Genomic DNA, 17,167 nt, shown 5'->3' with positions numbered 1-17,167 from the left:
TCCTTTCCACCTCCAGCGAGGGGAAAGCATATGGGGTATTAGCCATCCTTTCGGGTGGTTATCCCCCTCCGGAAGGGAGGTTACTCACGTGTTACTCACCCGTTCGCCACTATCCTCCTTCCTTCTTCCAGAGGAATCGGGAAGCTGCGTACGACTTGCATGTCCTTGCCCAAGGAGGATATTCTCTGGCCGTATACCCACAAGGACTTGAGAGGGGAGACTACTCCCCTTCCAGGCATCCTGAAGCCCAATAGCCAACGAAAAGCCCTTAAGGAAAGCTTTCCTTCTTCAAGAAAACCCTCAAGGAGGTTAATCTCTGGATTTCCTACAAAACGGGCAACGAAAACATTTGCTGGCTGGTTGTAGACTTCTTCAGGAGTGCCTATCTGCTGCACGATTCCCTGATTCAGTACGGCTACTCAGTCACCAAGGGTCATTGCCTCTACATGGTCATGGGTGACAAAAAAGAAGGTTGCACCAAGATTTTTCTGAAGACTCTTGAGTTCTACACGCATTTCTTCTCGAAGCTTTACATCAAGGCTTGAAAGCGGCTCATCCATAAGAAAAACTTTTGGATTTCTAACCATAGCCCTTCCTAGGGCCACGCGCTGCTGTTCTCCCCCACTGAGCTTATCTGGCCTCCGTCGAAGAAGATGCTCAATCTTTAACACTCGAGCAACGTACGCAACTCTCTCTCGAATTTTGCTCTCCTCCATCCGCCAGAGTTTTGAGCGAAGAGGAAAAGCAAGATTATCATAGACCGTGAGATGTGGATACAGAACGTAGTTCTGGAATACAAAGGCACAGTTCCGATCCCAGGGTGCAATACCATTCACCCGAACCCCGTCGATAAAAACATCACCACGATCGGGTTCTTCAAGACCACTCACTATCCGAAGCGTGGTCGTCTTTCCCGCTCCAGTTGGCCCAAGAAGCACAAGGAACTCTCCGTGCCGGACTTCGAGCGTAACACCCCGGAGAGCCTGAATCCTTCCAAATCTCTTTTCCACATCCTTCAAAATGACTTCAGCCATGTTCCCCCCGCATTCTCCGACCAGTCTCCCGGTTAAAAAGACAAGTTGCCTCCCAATGGACAGCAAGCGAAACATTTCCAGAAAACTTTCCCCAACGCATGTCTTCCACTCTGACGATACGACCCGGTGCTATTTCTACTGCATAGAGATTTTTATATCCAAGTGGTTCAATACTCACGATTTTTCCTAGGATTTCTCCAGATGGAGCAAGGGAGAGAAACTCAGGACGCACACCGAGAATGCACTCCCGAACCCTATGCTGCACCACAAGCCTTTCCGCCATCTCGTTACGCAATATGTCTCCGTTCTCGAGACGAAACCCTCGTCCTTCTCCGAAAAACTCAAGAGAGATAAAATTCATTCCAGGGCTCCCGATAAAGTGTGCCACAAAAAGGTTTTCAGGGTACAGGTACACCTCTCTGGGTGACCCAACCTGCTGTATTTCCCCCTCGTTCATAACAACAATGCGATCAGCCATACTCATGGCTTCAACCTGATCGTGAGTAACGTAAATCGTCGTTGCATGAATCTCTATATGGAGCCTCTTTAATTCGGCTCGCATTTCCTCACGGTGTTTCGCATCAAGTCCGCTGAGAGGCTCATCCATGAGGAAAACCTGAGGTCTACGAACCATGGCTCTTCCCAGAGCCACCTTTTGCATGTCACCACTACTCAATTGTGCTGGACGAAGATGGAGAAGGTGTTCGAGCCCAAGAATTTTCGCAACCCCTTGAACTCTTCGCCGTATATCTTCGCGAGAAACCCTTTGAGCTTCAAGAGGAAAAGCAATGTTTTCAAAAACTGTCATGTGAGGGTAAAGGGCATAATTCTGAAAGACAAAAGCAATGTTCCTACGAGCAGGAGGAAGAAGGGTTACTCGTTTTCCCGCGATGAAAATCTCGCCTCTCGTCGGTTTTTCAAGCCCTGCAATCATGCGAAGAGTAGTGGTCTTTCCACATCCTGAAGGCCCAAGGAAAACAATAAATTCTCCTTCGAAGACACTCAGAGTAACGTTCCTTACTGCTTCAAAAGCACCAAATCGCTTTGAGAGACCTTCTAGTCGTACTCTCTCCATATGTATCCTCTATCGATTAATCACACCAAAAGTTAAACCCCGAGCTAGGTACTTCCGCACAAAGAAGGTGAAAAACTACAATCGGCAAGAGGAAGACGGTAACCCCTGCTGCGATTTGTCCCCAGTTGATACCTGATGTCCCCCGAATAGCAGCAATGGATGGAGGTGCAGTACGTGCCTTTTCGGAGGTAAGGATAAGAGCGAAGAAAAATTCGTTCCAGGCGGCGACAAGGCAAAAAACTGCTGTAGCAGCAATACCAGAAAGCGCTTGAGGCAAAATAACCTTAAAGAAAGCTTCAAACCTCGTGTACCCATCAATCAATGCTGCTTCCTCAAATTCTCTGGGTATTTCATCTATGAAACCCTTCATAAGCCAAACAGAAAAAGAAAGGTTAAAGGTCATATAAAGGAGAATGAGGCCTATATGAGTATCGATAAGACCCAGAGCTCGGTACACTACAAAGAAGGGAATTCCTACTCCAATAGGAGGAAGCATCCTAGTAGACAGAATGAAAAAGAGAAGGTCATTTTCGCCCCGTACTCGGAACCTTGAAAAAGCATATGCCGAAAACGTCCCTAAGGCAACAGAAAGCACCGTGCTTATCCCAGCAATAACAACGCTGTTTAGAAAACGAGGAGGAAAGAGCGATTTTCCTACCTGGCCAAATTTAGCTGCCTCTTCTGGACGAATATTAAAAAGAGTCAAGGAATGCACAAAAGTCCCCCGAAACACAAACTTTGGAGGTATAGCCAATATATCCGGCCATTGTTTAAAAGAAGTTGCCACGATCCAGTAAATAGGAAGGAGAAGAAGATAAGAACAAGAACAACCAAAATACCCTTTACCATCTTCCAGACCATTGCTTCCCTCCCTACACCCGAGTTTTTCGAATCCAGCGAACAAGGAGATTACTCAGAGCGACAATAAGGATAAGAATAATGTACGCCATTGCACAGGACTCTCCAGTCTTAAACTTATTAAAGGCCAGGCGGTAAAGACTCATAGAAATTGTTTCTGTAACATCTCCTGGTCCTCCACCAGTCATAATGAAAACGAGGTCGAACATCTTAAAAGCGTCAATAACTCGAAAGAGGACCGCAAGAATGAGAAGGGGTGACACAAGGGGCAGGGTAATCCTTCGGAATTTGAACCAGAAAGAAGCCATGTCAATATCTGCAGCTTCGTACAGGGATTGAGGAATAGCCAAAAGTCCAGTAAGAGAAATGAGTATAACAAAAGGAGTCCACATCCATATGTCTACAAGAGCGATGGAATAAAGAGCAATTTTTGGGTCCGTAAGCCATAGCACCCGACGAAGCCCAAAGAAAGAAAGGAAAAAGTTCAAAAGTTCAAAGTTAGCATCCATAATGAAGGTCCAAAAAAGGCCAACAACTACAGGAGAAAACATCATAGGAATAAGCATAAGTGTGGTTACAAGACCCCAGCCCCTGAAACGTTCCTTCAAAAGCAAGGCTAACCCAAAGCCTAGAAGAAACTCCACCCCCACCGCCACAACGACAAGACGCGCCGTAATTTGGAAGTACTTCCAGATAAAGGGGTCAGAAAGAATCTTGGCGTAGTTTGCAAAGCCAACAAACGAAATCTTCCGACTTACAAGGGAAGAGTAATTCGTGAAGCTAAGACCCAAAGACCAGATAAGAGGGAAAACATTCATTGCAATGAGGACAAGTATGGTCGGACCTATAAAAAAGAGTTTCATTCGATACTCTTCGATTTCTTTGCGGTAGAGTTGTGCTCCACTCTTCACAAGGTATTCCCCCAAACACCCGGGGACCCAGAGAATCCCCGGGTTTTTCCTTTCACTTCAAATACCCAGCTTCTCTAAGAATGGCAGTGTGTTCTCTTGCCACTGCATCCATGGCTTCCTTCGGACTCATCATCCCTGCACAAGCAGCAGACCAGTACTTTTGGGTGACCTCAAGAAGCGCTGCATACTCCGGAATGGTCCAGAAATCTTTGACATACTGGAATGACTCAGCCATAGCCTTGTTGTATGGTTTAGCGTTCAGAAACTCGGGGGAATTCAAAAGGTCTGTTAGGATAGGAACACCACCCATAGCCATGTATTTCTTCTGCGTTTCTTCATCGCACCACCACTTAATGAACTCATAAGCAGCATCAAGGTTCCTTGAGTACGTGACAACATTAAGGCCTTGACCGCCATGAGAAGCAAAACGACGGATCGTGCCATCCTCCGCGCGTTTTCCAGGGAAGGGAAAGAAAGAAACCAACTTTATCGTAATATTGAGGGTTGGTTGCCGGATTTACAAACCCTTCCGCCCAAGAACCCCATTGGAAGGCCATAGCGACAAGCCCCTGGGAAAATGCTTGAGTGCATTCATTCCAGTAGTAGTTTTCTGAGCCTGGAGGGGCAAATTTCATGAGTCCCACGTAGAATTCAAGGGCTTTTACCCCTGCGTCACTGTTTAAGTACCCCTCAACTTCATAACCACCCGGTGCGTGATAGTCAGCCCCAAAGCTCCAAAGCACTGGTTGAAACCCCATAGTAACCGCGTCGAAAGTCTTTGCTGGCCAGTATGCAAGACCGTAGAAGTTCTTCTCAGGACGAGTGAAAAACTCAGCAATATCCCGAAACTCCTCCCAAGTTTCTGGGACCTTAAGGTCGTACCCGTACTTTGCCTTAAAGGCAGCTTGTTCGTTAGGGTCTTCGAAAAGATCCTTCCGATATGCAATAATAGGAACATCGAGAACCGCAGAAACACCGTAGTATCGACCACTGTCTGGAGGATACTCACCGTAGAGCTTCTGGGGATGAGGGGCAAGCTTGTCAAAAGCAATGTTTTCTTTTAACCAGTCGGTAAGTTCTACGTAATGGCCGCCGGAAACTGCTGCCCCAAGGAGCTGACTATCCCCAACTATGATGTCGTAACTCGAATCGTGCGCTGAGAGGGTAACAAGGATTTTGTCGGTGTACTGAGCCCAGGCCACAAAGTCGAATTTTACCTGAATACCAGTTTTGGCGGTAAAGTCCTGTTGCGCAAGTTCATAAATCCAGTGGCCAGGAGTATATTCGCCACAGAGAATACTGAGGACTTTTTCCTGAGCGAAAACGCTACCAGACAAACATACCAAAAGCACGAGGACTATTCCTAAAATTCGTTTCATCGTACAACCCCCTTTGAAAAAGCTTTTGCATACGCACCATACAACCAACCTTTTTCGCTTCTCTCACCCCCTATTCCATCACTACCATAACTTTCAAAGGATTACCCTTTTTCTCCCGGGCAATCTGCAAACCCTCCATAAGTTTTTCTAAAGGAACCGTGTGGGTAACGAGACGCTCTGCGTTTACAAGACCTCCAGAGATACTTTGGATAGCCTCAACCCAGGTGAACGGTGCAAGCCAGGAAAAACGAATGTTCTTATCCCAGAAAATGGAGGAAAGGGCAGGAACCTCGATAACATCCTTTGCCCCAGGGAGACCAAAGTACACAATGTTGGAACGGCGTCCGGAAATCTCAAGAGCAAGCTGCATGGCATCTTTGTTGCCTGTCACCACAAAAACCCGGTCAGCCATGCGCCCACCGGTAAGCTGTGAAATACGCTCTACTACGTTCGATACATAGTAAGGCGACGCAGCATCTCTAACGTTTATAAGCTCATCAGCTCCCATTTCTTTTCCCACCTGGAGCCGGAAATCTTGAGTTCCCACGAGAATAACCTTCCCCGCACCACTTCGTTTCACAAGGGAAACAATAGAAAGTCCAATAGCTCCTGGCCCAAAAATGACGACCGTATCTCCAAGGCCAACCTGGAGATTTTTGACACCATATACCGCATTTGCCAAAGGCTCTACAAAAGCCCCAGCCTTAAAGGAAACATTTCCGGGAAGTTTGTACACATGCGTGTAATGGGAAACGACATACTCAGCAAAGGCACCGTTCGTTGAGACTCCAAGGACTTTTTTATTCTCACAAAGGTTTACAAATCCCCGGTGACAGACTTCACAAGCGTTGCAGTACTGTACTGGTTTTACGGTCACTCGGTCACTAACGGAAAAGAGCTTCCGTTCCGCTGGAATTTTTCCAACCTTAACAACTTCTCCTGAGAACTTATGACCAAGAATAAGCGGTCCTTTACCCGTTGGCGTCTCAAGAGGAGAAAAACCCCAGTAGTAAGCTACATCAGATCCACAAATGCCACAAGCCCTTACCCGGATAAGAATCTCGTCATCAGCGACTTCCGGAACCGGGACTTCCTCAAACTTCATGACCTCTGGTTCATAAAATATCCAAGCCTTCATCTTTTCAGGAATCATGGTCTCCCTCCTTATACCATGCCGAGCCTGGTGAAGAGATCCCGTAAAAATTTAATGGAATCAGCGGTAATATCCCAGGCATTAGGCCAGAAGCACAGATCAATGCACCACCAATCCGATGCGTACCCACTCGCTACAATTGCAGGAACAACTTTCTCAAAGTCAATGTACCCAGTTCCGAAAGATAAGAGTACAGCGATCCAAAGGTACTTTGAGACCCTAGGAAAAATTTCTGTTGCTTTTTATACCTCAAGAATCGCCTTCAACTGGGGCAATAGGAAGGCACTTATGGCCACCTCATTAAGACCAAAGAAGCCTCTAAAAGCAGTAGCTAAATTGCTTGTGATTGATTTTTGTGTTTCGAAAAGCAACAAGAGTGATACGAAATCAGTAATTATGGACTCCAGAAAAGGCACTGTAAATTTCCCATAAAGAAATATTCTTTCTCCACCAGGCCAAGTTTTAGTAGAGTCCGTAATATGGTGTAAAAAGGAATAGGCGATGGTAGCAGCAGGAAAGGCCACTCTCTCTCTGGTGGATGAATGGTTGAAAGACAAACATTACCGGAGGTGTGGAGGATGGCCCAATACCAGACTACAGTAGATACAGTAGATGGGAACGCAATTCAAGGACTGTTGACGAGGGACGATGGACTGGCCAGACTGGTTGAGTTGGTGGTAAATCAGATACTCGAGGCAAAGTTGACTGAACAACTGAAAGCGGCGCCGTATGAGCGGACAGAAGAGCGGCAGGGCTACCGCAATGGCCACAGGGATAAGACGATTACGACGCGGATCGGGAAATTAGTGTTCAGCGTTCCACGTCGAAAGGCATCAGCGGAGCGAGCAGGCGTTAGTGTTGGCCATGATGGAGATGGTGGTGAACGGTGTTTCAACCAGGAAGGTAAGGGTTGTTGTCGAGCAACTGTGCGGGGCTGGGTTTTCGAAGTCGACCGTGTCGGAATTATGTGCGCGGCTTGACCCCGTCGTGCACGACTGGAATGAGAGGGATCTGGGGAGCCAGGAGTACTCGTTCCTTTTGGTGGATGCCCTTTTTATCAAGGTAAGGAAGGGCGGGTGGGTACGAATGCAAAGCGTCATGATTGCGACCGGGATCAACAGGGATGGCCACCGCAAGGTATTGGGGCTTAAGGTAGGCGACAGCGAATCGGAGGGAAGCTGGTCCGATTTCTTCGGGTGGCTGAGGGGTAGAGGGCTGAGAGGGGTGGACCTTGTGGTGTCAGACGACCACAAAGGGCTGGTCAAGGCCGTTACAACGCACTTTCAGGGTGCCACATGTCAGCGCTGCCAGACGCACTTTGTGCGGAACATCCTGGAATCTCTCCCAAGTCCTTGCAGCGGGAACTCCATGGACGCCTGAGGCTTGTTTTCGACGCGCCCGACATGGCGACCGCCCAGCAACTCCTGAGCGATATCGTGCGGGACTACGGGTCTCGGGCTCCAATGGCTGTGGAGCGATTGGAGGCGGGGTTCGAGGACGCAATAACCATGATGAGCCTGCCCGAGCAGTACCGACGGCGCCTGAGGACCACGAACGGCGTAGAGAGGCTCAATCAGGAGGTGCGGAGGCGGGAGCGTGTCATCCGTATCTTCCCGAACGAGGAATCGGCGCTACAGCTCATTGGGACTGTGCTGATGGAGATGAACGAGGCCTGGTCAACCGGTCACTGCTACTTCGATATGGAAGAATACTGGCGGTGGAGAGCCAGCCTTGCAGTGCCAGATGGTGCAACAATGAAGGATGAAGCTAAGCACGCTGCCTGATTAACAACCATCATCTGCCAGGAGCATTGTACACCACAAATCGGACTCGATCAAAAATTCCCATTAAACGCGTAGATTCGAAACAGAAAATAAATCAAAATGGGGGTAATAAAAACTCCTTGTAAATTCTCCTCAAAGGCGTTTTAGTATATCAAAAATATCACTTGAATTTTTAATAAACTAAATGTAAAATGAGTGATAGTGATAAAGATGTTGCTTCAAGAGCTGTGTAAAATCGGAAGTCGAATCAAACAGGAACGATTGAAGTACGGCTTGACTCTGGAGGAAGTAGCAAAAGCTACTGGTCTCTCCGCTGGGTTCTTAAGTCTCTTAGAAAACGGGAAAATTAATCCTTCGGTTAAAAGTTTGGTGCGCCTCTGCTCATTCTTCTCAATCCACTTAGCAAGCCTTTTTGAAGAAGAAAGCAACGATCAGGTTGTTTTTTTGTTTCCTAAAGAAAAGCAAATCGAAATCAACCTAGACAAAAATCAAACTATTCGTTTCCTCTTCCCTAAAAAAAGTTTTATCGAACCTGTCTTAGTGACTCTTCAACCTCACTTCGTAACGCAGGACTTCACCACACACAAAGGCATTGAGTTTGGTTACGTTATCGAAGGAACCATTGAAGTTCACATTAAAGATTATGGTGTTATCAAGTGTCACGAAGGCGACTCAATCATTTATAGCTCTGAAACTCCTCATAAATTACAGAATTCTACAGACAAGGTAGCAATTGGTCTTTGGATCGGTTTGCCTTTCGCCAATTCTGGTACAAGTGAAATACTAATGAAAGGAGTGAAAAACGCTTGAAAAAGCTAATCAACGAGCCAAAGGAGGTTGTTACGGAAATGCTCCAAGGTATGGTAAAAGCACATCCTCAGCTCATTTCGCTCTTGCCCAAAACCCAGGTAGTAGTTCGAACACAAGCAAAAGAGAAAGGCAAAGTCGCGGTTATCAGCGGAGGTGGAAGTGGTCACGAACCAGCTCACGCCGGTTTCGTAGGAAAAGGACTTTTGGATGCAGCCATAGCCGGATCAGTTTTTGCTGCTCCATCCTTTAACGATGTGCTAGCAGCCCTAAAGCATTGTGGAAACCCAGGAGGGGTACTATTCGTGGTGAAAAACTATACTGGGGACCGCATGCTCTTTGACATGGCTACTGAAGAAGCTTCTAGTATGGGGATTCCAACAAGGCAAATTGTGGTTGCCGATGACGTGGCTATTGCGGAAGTTTCGAAACGGCGAGGCGTTGCGGGAACAATATTTGTGCACAAAATCGCTGGAGCGGCAGCAGAAATGGGGAAATCCCTTGATGAAGTGCACGCACTCGCTGAAAGAGCGTCTATCTCGATACGCAGTATGGGTATTGCCCTTACGCCGTGTACTATTCCAGGTAACCCTAAGCCAAACTTCGATCTTGCCGAAGATGAAATTGAATTCGGCATCGGCATCCACGGTGAAGCAGGCATTCGTCGAGAGAAAATTCGTCCTGTTCGGCACCTTGTGGAAAAGATCTTAAGCCATATTTTTAGCGATCTCCCCCTAGAAGCCTGCGATGAAGTAGTGGTGCTTGTGAATGGAATGGGAGCAACGCCAATCATGGAGCTTTACATCGCTTTCCAAAACGTAGCTGAAATGCTTGCTTCCAAAAAAATTACTGTGTATCGAAGTTTTGTGGGAGAATTTATGACTTCCTTAGACATGGCTGGCTTTTCGATCACTCTATTTAAAGTGGACGAGGAACTCAAAACCCTCCTTGATTATCCATGCCATGCTCCAGCCTGGATTCAACCTTTCTCATAAGGGGGCAAAAATCTTGAACACTTGTTTGAAAGAAGAACTGTTCAAAGTTTTAGAAGGAATGTGCCGAGTAATAGTTGAAAACGAGGAATACTTGAACAATTTGGATAGTGTCATAGGAGATGCTGAACATGGCTCAAATCTCAAAAAAGCTATGGAAGAAGCATTACGAAATGTTCAAGCCTCGGAAGAAAATTCTTTCGAGCTCATCGAGTCCTTTGGCAAGGCCATGATCCACTCCGGGTGTGGCTCTGGTCCTCTCCTCTTTGGAATCGTCATACGGACTATTGGGCATTCTCTTAAGCAGTTGGGATCCTTTAGTCCCTCAAATGTCGCGCAAGCTCTTCGAGAAGCGCTTGATGAAGTAAAAGCAAAGGGTAATTCAAAAGTCGGCGATAAGACGATGGTCGACGCACTCGAACCAGCTGTGTATGCTTTTGAACAAACAGCATCTCAAGGAAAATCCTTGCTCGAAGCTTTTAATGCAGCTACCAAAGCAGCTAAACAGGGAATGCTCTCTACAATTGCTTTAGTTGGAAAAAGAGGGCGAGGGTCATACCTTGGAGAAAGGGGGGTGGGACACCAAGATCCCGGTGCAACGTCGGTGTACATCTTATTCAAATGCATCTCTCAAATTCTAGCTAGAAAGGAGTGACGAAATTGTGAAACTCGGAGTGCTCGTGCTGGCAGTTTTGGTTTTTCTCTTTTTTGTTGTCTCGACGGTGATGGCCGCAAGTACCATCAAAATCGGTCTCTCTGCACCAATAACCGGAAACTATGCTGAATTTGGGGAAAACTTTCAGTACGCAGTACAGATGGCAGCGGAAAAAATTAACGCCATGGGAGGAATAAGCGGAAAAAACATTGAAGTCATTGTTATGGATAGTAAAAGTGACCCAAAAGAGGCAGCGATTATCGCTCAACGCTTCGCCCAGGACCCCGAAATCCTCGCAGTTATCGGTGACTTTACCAGCACAGCTTCTCTAGCCGGAGCACCGATTTATGAACGATATGGTGTAGTCCAACTCTCACCCACTGCTTCACATCCCGAATTTGCTCCCTCTGGTAAATACATGTTCGGTATTGTAGGCACTCAGGACGCAGAAGGACCATTCAATGCTAAGTACATCGCAAAGGAATACCTAGGCATCAACTCATTAGGAATTATTTACATCAATAATGACTGGGGAAATGTAACTAAAGATCGCTTTGCCAAGGCAGCTGAAGAAAATGGTATCAAGGTAACTATGGCGCAACCATTCTTAGAAGGTGAGCGTGACTTTAACGCCATCCTGACTAAGATCCGTCAGACTAATCCCGAAGGGCTGTTCATAGCGGCAATGTATAACGAAGGCTCGCTCATATGCCAGCAAATTCGCAAGATGGGATGGGAAGTAAAACTCCTCGCTCCAAGTTCGGTTTTCTCTGATAGCTTCATCAAGCTTGGAGGAGAAGCAGTTGAAGGCGTGGTGACCAATACCTTTTTTGCACTAAACGATCCCGATCCACGAGTACAGGAATTTATCCAAGAGTTTCGTAAAAGAGCCGGTCGTGATCCAAATCTTCACGCTGCTTGTGCCTATGACGCCATGATGCTCATTGCTGAAGCAATTAAAAGGGCTGGTTTCGATCGAAAAGCCATTCGTGATGCCCTTGCTGAAATGAAAGGCTTCCAGGGCATTACTGGCTCAATCACCTTCACTCCTGTTGGCGACGTAGTTCGCAAGTACAAAATTATGGTTGTTGAAAATGGCCAGTGGGTCATTAAAAGGGATTACACAAGAGATTAGTTGTAAAGCGCTGGTCCTTTTGTTGAGGACCAGCGCTTCTTTAGGGGGGAAAAGGAGTGTTTATTCTCCAACAGTTCCTCAACGGATTAACCCAAGGTTCCATCTATGCCCTTATGGCTATTGGATACTCGATTATCTTGGGAGTTGTAGGTTTAGTGACATTCGTTCACGGTGAAGTCATTATTTACGGTGCGTTCACTGGCTTTTACACTTTACTCTTGTCCCGTGGGAACGTGGCACTTGCGCTTCTCGCTGGTTTTGCAGCTTCGTGGATACTGGGCGTTGTGGTCAATAAGATTTGCTATCAGCCTTTTCAGCAAAGAGGCCGAGAAGTAGCTCTAATTGCTACTATTGGTTTATCTATAACCCTGAGAAGCTCTGCGCAAGTCCTTTTTGGAACACAGCAGAAATTCATGCCTGACATGTTCCAAAACCGCTTCTTTGCCCTTGGAGATATTCGCATTGCTTATACTCAGGTTTTCGTTTTCGCTGTTGTTTTTGGGCTCTGTCTACTCCTCCAGAGGATCATTACCAAGACTTATTTCGGTATGGCATTGCGGGCAGTATCAATGAACAAGAAAGCCGCTGCCCTTCTTGGATTGGATGTAAACCGGGCTATTCTCCTAGGGAATGCCTTAGCATGTGGCCTAGGAGGAATCTCAGGAGTACTTTTGGGAATGTACTATAACGCCATCCATCCCTTAATGGGTGCTTCAATGGCCATGAAGGCATTCACAGCGACCGTTTTTGGTGGTCTTGGAAGCATCACCGGAGCAGCCATCGGTGGTTTCCTCCTTGGTATTTTCGAAAATTTTGCCGTGGCAATGCTCTCTTCAGGATATCGAGATATTGTCGCTTTCTTAATCTTAATTGCCGTTCTCATTGCAAAACCCTCGGGTATTATGGGTCGGAGAGGAGTAGAGCTATCATGAAACCTGCGAGGAAGAGCATTGTTCTCATAGGACTTGGCGCCGTTATCTCGCTTGCCATACCTCTTTTTCTCAAAAACGAGTATCTCTTGCGCGTAGCCACGATAGCACTTTTGTATGTGCTTTTAGCCAGTAGCCTCAACATCATAAACGGGTACTCTGGGCAGTTTAACATCGGGCATGCCGGTTTTTACTGTATTGGTGCTTATACATCGGCGATTCTTGCCAAGAAGTTTGGTGTAAGCTTTTGGGTTCTGCTTCCCATAGGAGGGTTTGCTGCAGCAACATTGAGCTTTCTCCTTGGTATACCCACCTTACGATTAAAGGGTATTTACTTTGCCATGACGACTCTTGGTTTTTCAGAAATCGTTCGTCTGACTGTTCTGAACTGGCAATCTCTTACCCGAGGACCTATGGGCATTCCAGGCATTCCCTCCCCTGAGCTTTTGGGTATACAGTTCCGAAGTAATGCCCATTTCTACTACCTGATCTTAGGAATCAATGCTTTCATGCTCTTTTTGACGAGTCGAGTCCTCGACTCACGTATCGGTCGGGCCTGGTCTGCAATCAGGGAAGATGAGGCTGCAGCTCAAGCCATGGGAATCGAAGTATTCCGATTCAAACTTCTTAATCTCGCTTACGGAGCTTTCTGGGCTGGTATTGCTGGATGCTTCTATGCTTCTTTCGCCAGTTTTATCAGTCCCGATAGTTTTACTCTTGATGAAGGATTTTCGATGTTAGCCATGGTTCTCCTTGGCGGTCAGGGGACACTCTTTGGACCAATTCTTGGAGCAACATTTTTAACCATCCTTTCTGAAACGTTCCGAACCATCGCTCAGTACCGTCTTATCATATATGGCGTGGCTATCCTCCTTACAATTCACCTCCGGCCGCAAGGAATTGCTGGAAGTGTCTTTCTTCGCCAGATAGAAACCGCAAGGGAATCATCTCAAGTTTCTTCTACCAAGGAGTCTGAGGTCGATGTTTCCTATTCTTGAAACGAGAGATCTGTGTCGGCACTTTGGTGGACTCAGGGCCTTAGAAAACGTGAGTATGCAAATATGGGAAAGAGAAATTTGCGGTATTATCGGACCAAACGGGGCGGGTAAGACTACGCTCTTTAATGTGATCACTGGTTTTCTTAGGGCCACCAGGGGAGACGTGTTCTTTCAAAAACGATCCATTACCAACTTACCTCCAGAACGGATAGCCAGATTAGGAGTAATCCGCACATTCCAGAATATTCGCATATTTAAACACATGACTGTTCTTGATAACGTGAAAGTAGGCTTTCACACCCAAACGAGTACAAGGCTTTGGGATGCCCTTGCCCACACGGCTGTATTTCGCCGTGACGAGGACAAAGTAACCGAGGAGAGTTTTCGCATCCTTAAAGAAGTAGGACTAGCCCGAGAAGCAAACAATTTGGCAATGAACCTACCCTATGGCATGCAACGAAAATTAGAAATTGCCCGGGCTCTGGCAGCAAATCCTTTAGTTTTTCTACTTGATGAACCAGCGGCAGGAATGAACCCTAAAGAAACGGAAGACCTAGTCTCTTTCATAAGACAACTCAACGGATGGGGACTGACCATCGTGGTCATTGAGCACGATATGAAACTCATCATGAACGTGTGCCACCGAATTATCGTTCTGAACCATGGTAAGAAAATCTGCGAAGGAACCCCAAAAGAAGTCCAGAAAGACCAACAGGTCGTAGAAGCCTATCTTGGAAGGTCATCAGACCTGACTTGAGGAGGAGAGGAACTCCAGTGCTTAGGGTAGAAAACCTCTGGATTTCGTATGGAAACATCATGGCTCTTAAGGGGGTAAATATTGAAGTCCACGAAAAAGAGATTGTAACCCTTATTGGTTCCAACGGTGCTGGAAAGACCACTACCCTCATGGGGATATCGAACCTCATACGAAAACGCTCGGGAAGAATCACTTTTTATGACTGGGATATCACCAACGAAAAACCTCATCGGATTGTGCAAATGGGGCTATGTCATGTTCCTGAGGGGCGTCAGATTTTCCCTTATTTAACAGTTGAAGAAAATCTGCGCATGGGGGTCTTCGGAAACTATCATTTACGAAACAAAAGGCGTGTTTTAGAGGAAAGCCTAGAACAAGTGTATATGCTTTTCCCCATACTCCGCGAGAGGCGGAAACAACTTGGAGGAACCCTTAGTGGTGGAGAGCAACAGATGTTAGCCATCGGTCGTGGGCTTATGCTTCAACCTAAGCTCATGATGCTTGATGAACCATCATTGGGTCTCGCTCCGGTTATTGTGGGACAAATTTTCGAACTGCTTTTACGTATCCGTGAAATGGGGACAACTATACTCCTTATTGAGCAAAATGCAAACATGGCTTTGCAAATCGCCGATCGGGGGTATGTACTTGAGCTAGGACAAATCGTTCTTTCGGGTAAGGCCAAAGATCTGGCTTTCGATTCACGAGTAAAAAGCGCCTATCTTGGATTGAGTTGTTAAATTGAAAGGAGGAAGAAGAAATGACGATTAAAAACGAAAAAACTGTCACCGATAAGCATGTCGAAGATTTACGAAAAGCTATTGAGCACAGGGCAACCTGGATGTATTTATTGATCGATGAGTTTAGAAAGGTAAATCCTAAGGATTGGGAAAAACTAGCACGAGCAGCCATTTTTCGTTGCGGATGTTTTCACGGAAATACCCGTTTTACAAAAAATGGAGACTTACGTGAGTTCGCAAAAGAATTTGCCAACGAGACAGTGCGTAAAATTTTTGAAATGGACGTCGTCGAACTTACCGAAGATCGCCTGGTTATCGACTTCCATTACTGTCCACTCGTAGCAGCCTGGTGCCAGTTTACCCAAAACAGAGAGGAAATAAACATGCTTTGCGACATTGCCATGGAGGGGGACCGAGGGATTATAAGTACTTTTCCAGAATTCTCAATGGAACTTCAGAAAACTATTGCTGCAGGAGAAGGGGTTTGTCGACTGTCTATCACCAAAAAGAAACGGGATGATTGAGATGTTCTCACTTAAAGAATTCCTGATTCGTGAGGTAAAGCCGGCCTTAGGTTGTACTGAACCTGCAGCGGTCGCACTTGCTACTGCTCGGGCGAATGAAGAACTTCCTCCTGAGAATATCGTATCCATCGAAGTTAACCTAAGCGATAATGTCTATAAAAATGGTATTGCGGTGGTCATTCCTGGTACTGGAGGTGCCCGAGGCAATGCCATTGCTGCTGCTCTTGGAGTTTTATGCGGTAAATCTTCATACTCTCTCGAGGTTCTCAAAGACTGCACCCTAGGGGACCTCGAAGCAGCAAAAAAACTGCTTCAAGAAGGTCGAGTCACTATTTCGTGCGATCCCAGTAAGCATGGGGTATACATTCATGCCAAGGTCACTCGCGGCTTCCATTGGGCAAGTGTTCTCATTGTTGATGAACACACCAATGTCGTTGAAGTGGTTAAAGATGGTAAACCAGTTTTCGTCGACGTTATTCGTAAGTCTCAAGAAAAGTTGTCACCCTTCGAAGCCATGGAAAAACTTTCATATATGGAACTTATTCGAACCACCGACGAGATGGACGAAGAGGACATGGAGTATGTGCTTCAAGGAATCTCGATGAATATGGAGGTAGCAAATTACGGTCTTCTCCAGAAGAATAATGATGGCTTCTCTTTTGGACAAAGGATGCGACAACTTCTGAAGGAACAAAAGATTAACGAGGACCTAGGGTATTTCATCCGAACGATTTGTCACGCCGCAGCTGATGCTCGAATGTCCGGGGTGAAGCTTCCGGTCATGAGTAGTGCTGGAAGTGGAAATCACGGCATCACGGCAATTCTACCCGTAGCGCTCGTCGGTGAAGCTTTAGAAAAAAGCAAGAGGGAAATTGCTAAAGCACTAGTCATAAGTCACCTCTCGACAAGCTTTGTAAAGAGCCGTTTAGGGCGCCTATCTAAAGTTTGCGGATGCGTCATTGCTGCGGGTGCCGGTGCTGCAGCAGGAATTACATATCTCCTCGGGGGTAGCGCAGAACAAATGGCTGAAGCAATGCGAATTGTCATTGTAAATACTGCCGGCATGATCTGCGACGGGGCCAAGGAGACATGTTCTTTAAAAGTTGGAACTGGCTCGTTCGAAGCTTACTTGGCAGCTTTGTTTGCCATAACAGGAAGTCGAGCAACTGTACCACAGGGAATACTTCATCCTTCAATTGAAAAGACCGTCGACAACGTTGCTAAAATTGAACATGAGGGCATGTCTGAGCTTGACCGAGTGATTATTGAAATCCTGGCGAAACTTCAACCCGAAATGTTAGAGAGAGAGGCAGAATAACAAAAAAGTTAAACAACCCTGGTGGAGATGACGGGACTTGAACCCGTGACCTCCTCGTTGCGAACGAGGCGCTCTCCCCGCTGAGCTACATCCCCCTGGATTTTTAAACGAAGTGGTG

The 17,167-nt window shown here is 46.5% G+C and carries 17 protein-coding genes, 1 tRNA gene, 1 rRNA gene and 2 pseudogenes; 12 read left to right on the top strand and 9 right to left on the bottom strand.

The features are described 5' to 3' along the window. The 8 genes and pseudogenes from ABDK92_09045 to ABDK92_09010 all read right to left on the bottom strand — a co-directional run. A 16S ribosomal RNA gene (locus ABDK92_09045) occupies positions 1 to 208 on the bottom strand; the annotation flags it as partial. 211 nt (positions 209 to 419) lie between these two features. Then, complete coding sequence (locus ABDK92_09040; GenBank protein ID MEN3186753.1) at positions 420 to 1,034, bottom strand: ATP-binding cassette domain-containing protein; 615 nt, start codon at positions 1,032 to 1,034, stop codon at positions 420 to 422. Beyond that, positions 1,027 to 2,109, bottom strand: a complete 1,083-nt coding sequence (locus tag ABDK92_09035; GenBank protein MEN3186752.1) for an ABC transporter ATP-binding protein — start codon at positions 2,107 to 2,109, stop codon at positions 1,027 to 1,029. The genes ABDK92_09040 and ABDK92_09035 overlap by 8 nt, the downstream gene beginning before the upstream one ends. A gap of 9 nt (positions 2,110 to 2,118) precedes the next feature. Beyond that, positions 2,119 to 2,970: pseudogene (locus ABDK92_09030) on the bottom strand (carbohydrate ABC transporter permease). 11 nt (positions 2,971 to 2,981) lie between these two features. Then, positions 2,982 to 3,878 (bottom strand): sugar ABC transporter permease, encoded by an 897-nt coding sequence (locus ABDK92_09025; protein MEN3186751.1) that lies wholly within the window; start codon positions 3,876 to 3,878, stop codon positions 2,982 to 2,984. Between the two features lie 52 nt (positions 3,879 to 3,930). Further along, positions 3,931 to 4,113, bottom strand: coding sequence for a hypothetical protein (locus ABDK92_09020; GenBank protein ID MEN3186750.1), 183 nt, complete (start codon positions 4,111 to 4,113; stop codon positions 3,931 to 3,933). Positions 4,114 to 4,276: 163 nt separating this feature from the next. Continuing rightward, entirely contained in the window at positions 4,277 to 5,257 is a 981-nt protein-coding gene (locus tag ABDK92_09015; GenBank protein MEN3186749.1) for an extracellular solute-binding protein, read from the bottom strand. A gap of 70 nt (positions 5,258 to 5,327) precedes the next feature. Then, a complete protein-coding gene (locus ABDK92_09010; protein MEN3186748.1) occupies positions 5,328 to 6,410 on the bottom strand; it encodes an alcohol dehydrogenase catalytic domain-containing protein in 1,083 nt (360 codons plus the stop codon). Positions 6,411 to 6,428: 18 nt separating this feature from the next. Here ABDK92_09010 and ABDK92_09005 point away from each other — a divergent pair, with 18 nt between their 5' ends. The 12 genes and pseudogenes from ABDK92_09005 to ABDK92_08950 all read left to right on the top strand — a co-directional run bounded on the left by ABDK92_09005 (position 6,429) and on the right by ABDK92_08950 (position 17,049). Continuing rightward, complete coding sequence (locus ABDK92_09005) at positions 6,429 to 6,842, top strand: hypothetical protein (protein MEN3186747.1); 414 nt, start codon at positions 6,429 to 6,431, stop codon at positions 6,840 to 6,842. 146 nt (positions 6,843 to 6,988) lie between these two features. Next, positions 6,989 to 8,194, top strand: a pseudogene (locus ABDK92_09000) (IS256 family transposase). A gap of 210 nt (positions 8,195 to 8,404) precedes the next feature. Then, positions 8,405 to 9,004 (top strand): cupin domain-containing protein, encoded by a 600-nt coding sequence (locus ABDK92_08995; protein MEN3186746.1) that lies wholly within the window; start codon positions 8,405 to 8,407, stop codon positions 9,002 to 9,004. After that, positions 9,001 to 9,996 (top strand): dihydroxyacetone kinase subunit DhaK, encoded by a 996-nt coding sequence (gene dhaK / locus ABDK92_08990; GenBank protein ID MEN3186745.1) that lies wholly within the window; start codon positions 9,001 to 9,003, stop codon positions 9,994 to 9,996. Before ABDK92_08995 ends, dhaK begins: the two co-directional genes overlap by 4 nt. A 13-nt stretch (positions 9,997 to 10,009) precedes the next feature. Beyond that, the gene (dhaL, locus tag ABDK92_08985; protein ID MEN3186744.1) at positions 10,010 to 10,648 is read left to right on the top strand and encodes a dihydroxyacetone kinase subunit DhaL; all 639 of its coding nucleotides are present in this window, start codon (positions 10,010 to 10,012) and stop codon (positions 10,646 to 10,648) included. Between the two features lie 7 nt (positions 10,649 to 10,655). Beyond that, positions 10,656 to 11,783: an ABC transporter substrate-binding protein gene (locus ABDK92_08980; GenBank protein MEN3186743.1), complete on the top strand. Its 1,128-nt coding sequence runs from the start codon at positions 10,656 to 10,658 to the stop codon at positions 11,781 to 11,783. Positions 11,784 to 11,839: 56 nt separating this feature from the next. Then, positions 11,840 to 12,715 carry a branched-chain amino acid ABC transporter permease gene (locus tag ABDK92_08975; protein MEN3186742.1) on the top strand — a complete coding sequence of 292 codons (876 nt, stop codon included), beginning with the start codon at positions 11,840 to 11,842 and terminating at the stop codon, positions 12,713 to 12,715. Continuing rightward, positions 12,712 to 13,710, top strand: coding sequence for a branched-chain amino acid ABC transporter permease (locus tag ABDK92_08970; GenBank protein ID MEN3186741.1), 999 nt, complete (start codon positions 12,712 to 12,714; stop codon positions 13,708 to 13,710). Before ABDK92_08975 ends, ABDK92_08970 begins: the two co-directional genes overlap by 4 nt. Next, the gene (locus ABDK92_08965; GenBank protein MEN3186740.1) at positions 13,694 to 14,467 is read left to right on the top strand and encodes an ABC transporter ATP-binding protein; all 774 of its coding nucleotides are present in this window, start codon (positions 13,694 to 13,696) and stop codon (positions 14,465 to 14,467) included. Before ABDK92_08970 ends, ABDK92_08965 begins: the two co-directional genes overlap by 17 nt. Positions 14,468 to 14,484: 17 nt before the next feature. Beyond that, the gene (locus tag ABDK92_08960; GenBank protein ID MEN3186739.1) at positions 14,485 to 15,207 is read left to right on the top strand and encodes an ABC transporter ATP-binding protein; all 723 of its coding nucleotides are present in this window, start codon (positions 14,485 to 14,487) and stop codon (positions 15,205 to 15,207) included. A 20-nt stretch (positions 15,208 to 15,227) separates the two neighbouring features. Continuing rightward, positions 15,228 to 15,731 (top strand): L-2-amino-thiazoline-4-carboxylic acid hydrolase, encoded by a 504-nt coding sequence (locus ABDK92_08955; protein MEN3186738.1) that lies wholly within the window; start codon positions 15,228 to 15,230, stop codon positions 15,729 to 15,731. A 1-nt stretch (position 15,732) separates the two neighbouring features. Then, entirely contained in the window at positions 15,733 to 17,049 is a 1,317-nt protein-coding gene (locus tag ABDK92_08950) for an L-serine ammonia-lyase, iron-sulfur-dependent, subunit alpha (GenBank protein ID MEN3186737.1), read from the top strand. Positions 17,050 to 17,068: 19 nt separating this feature from the next. On the opposite strand, the gene ABDK92_08945 is transcribed toward ABDK92_08950, so the two are convergent. Beyond that, positions 17,069 to 17,144: transfer RNA gene (locus ABDK92_08945), tRNA-Ala, on the bottom strand. Positions 17,145 to 17,167 lie beyond the last annotated feature (23 nt).

The organism is Atribacterota bacterium (genome assembly GCA_039638595.1).
In the GTDB taxonomy this organism is placed as follows: domain Bacteria; phylum Atribacterota; class Atribacteria; order Atribacterales; family Caldatribacteriaceae; genus Profundicultor; species Profundicultor thermophilus.
This window is presented reverse-complemented; position numbering and strand designations above follow the sequence as displayed.